The organism is Moorena sp. SIO3I6 (assembly GCF_010672095.1).
In genome coordinates, this window is sequence record NZ_JAAHHU010000692.1 from 1 (window position 1) to 2,438 (window position 2,438).

Annotated in this window: 2 protein-coding genes and 1 pseudogene; 1 reads left to right on the plus strand and 2 read right to left on the minus strand. The window is 40.9% G+C overall.

The genetic code is table 11. From position 1 onward, the window contains the following. Window positions 1–460, minus strand: a 460-nt coding sequence (locus F6K49_RS41475; protein WP_293106988.1) for an AMP-binding protein, incomplete at its 3' end; no start/stop codon positions are given. A gap of 60 nt (window positions 461–520) precedes the next feature. Beyond that, a pseudogene (locus F6K49_RS41480) lies at window positions 521–1,264 on the minus strand (condensation domain-containing protein); the annotation flags it as partial. A gap of 917 nt (window positions 1,265–2,181) precedes the next feature. Between F6K49_RS41480 and F6K49_RS41485 the strand changes: the two are divergent. After that, window positions 2,182–2,438: hypothetical protein (locus tag F6K49_RS41485; protein WP_293106983.1), on the plus strand; the 257-nt coding region annotated here is incomplete at its 3' end.

The window sequence follows — 2,438 nt, forward strand, 5'->3', positions numbered from 1 at the left end:
TAACGGGATTTTGATTTTCTTCACTTTGGCTGGAGATTACCGTCCAATCTCTATCCAAGCTAACCACATCTGCCCCATGCTGTGGCAATTGAGTCACCAATTTTTCTTGAGTTACCAGCAGCGACACTTGAGCATCGGATAACATGAAAGCTAAACGTTCTTGGGGATAGGTTGGATCTAAGGGCACATAAGCGCCACCAGCTTTGAGAATACCCAGCAATCCCACGAGCATCTCCAGAGACCGCTCCACACAAATACCCACTAGCGTATCTGCTCCTACCCCCAGCGAGCCCAGATAGTGAGCCAGTTGATTAGCTCGTTGGTTTAGCTCCCAATAGGTTAGCTGCTCTCCTTCAAAAACTGCTGCTACCACCTCTGGGGTTTTCTCTACCTGCTCCTCAAATAGTTGATGGATACATTTATCCAGAGGGTCTTCTACCTGGGTATCATTCCACTTCACCAGTAGCTGCTGCTCTTGAGCTGCACTCAAAAGTGGTAAAGTGGAGATACACTGGTCTGGATTAGCAACGACGCCCTCAAGCAAAGTCTGGAAATGCCCCAGAATTTGCTGAATCGTAGCTGAATGCAACAATTGGGAGTTGTATTCACAGTGTATGGTTAAACTCCCTTCTTCCTCAGAAGCCATGATCACCAGAGCACAGCTGTCAATTTGTTCGGAGATGTTTGCCAAATGCTCTTTCAAATGCTCTTTTTCTATCGGTATTTTTGACATACAATATGGCACATTACACAATACCAACATCACCGGAAAAATTGACGATCTGCTTAACCCTTCATCTGTTTTAAATTCGTCAACTAACTTCTCAAATGGGTAATCTCTATTTTCTCTAGCCTCCTCAATTGTATTGGCAACGCCCCTTAAAAGTTCTCTAGCACTTAGATCACCTCTTAAATTTGTCCTTAGTGCTATTGGATTATAAAACTTTTCCGTACTTCCTGACTTTGTCTCCCGAAGACTATCGGTAGATAGAGAACCAACAATGATATCTTTCTGCCCCGTCTAACGCAGTAAAATAATTTTAAATATAGCTATAATCGCGGTAAATAGAGTGATATTTTCACAGCTACAAAATTTAGTTCGCTCTATATAGAGCTGTTGCTCTAGTTGGAAAGCTTCCCTGGATATGATAACTGTATCAACTGGCAATTGCGGCTCACTTAAAAATTCTTGTAAAACAGGTAGTTCGCCACTTAGTCGCTTTTGCCAGTAGGCTTGCTGTTCGGTTAAGCGAATGTCGATCAATTGTGTTTTCTAAGTACTCATGTCAAAAAATATCCTTAATTTTAAAGTAATTTTATAAAAATCTGGTAACCGTTAACCTTCTATTGGAAGGTTCAGAGCAAGCCATACTAATCAACCCTAGTAATACCATATTACGAGGATTTATGTAAATTCCATGAAGCGATTCTATAGAAATCCGATCTGATTTGTCAAATATATAGCAATTATATAACTGGTGAGGTACAAATATCTAGGTTTTAGGGAGCAGGGAGCAGGGAGCAGGGAGCAGGGATTAGGAAAGAGCCAAGAGTCAAGAGTGAAACAATCTTGTGTACCTCATGAGTCCTAGAAACGCTATAGTAGCCGAACCTATGCTCTAACCCAAGCCCTGCAAAAATTTCAGATTTTTAAGATTTTACAACTGATTTACGATTGCTATTTCAAAAATTGTCACAGACAAGTTTGGCGCTCAAGGCAAACTGGTGGTATGAGCACTTCCGACCAAGTTATAATCTTTTGTTGCGCCAGTCTAAATCAAATATTTTTCTAGAAAACCCAGGGTAATCGCCGCTATTTTGTATAAATGGGATTTGACAAAATAGAGGTTAAATGGATATAGCAATTTTACGACTTGTGAGGTAAACAATTTCTAGATTTTAGGGAACAGCGGATCTGGGAACAGGGAACAGGAACCCACCCCTAACCCCTCCCAAGAGGGGAATAGAGAATATAGAATAGCGATGCGCTGCATTAAGAGGTGCGACAATCAAGCGAATTTAATTCTTAATAGGTCAAGCGCACCTAAAAGGGAATCAACGTCAAAGAATGCTGTACCTCATGAGTCCTAGAAACGCTATAAGTCATGGGGATAGAAACCCCCTTTTGAACCAAGCCCACATTTTGTATTGCCATATGTAGTATAGCAATCCGTGTAGGAATTGAGAGAATGTTTGTTCCCTGCTCCCTGCTCCCTGCTCCCTGCTCCCTGCTCCCAGATCCGCTGTTCCCAGATCCGCTGTTCCCTTTGCTATATCATGGAAGAATTGCTATATCAAAATTGCATGATTATTCATCAACAGGTTGAAACTAGAGACCAACTTAGCTCATTTAGACTCAAAATCATTTTATTTAAAATAATAAAAGGGAAACATTATCAAAAAATTCCTAACTATGACAATGAGCTATCTAGAGCTAA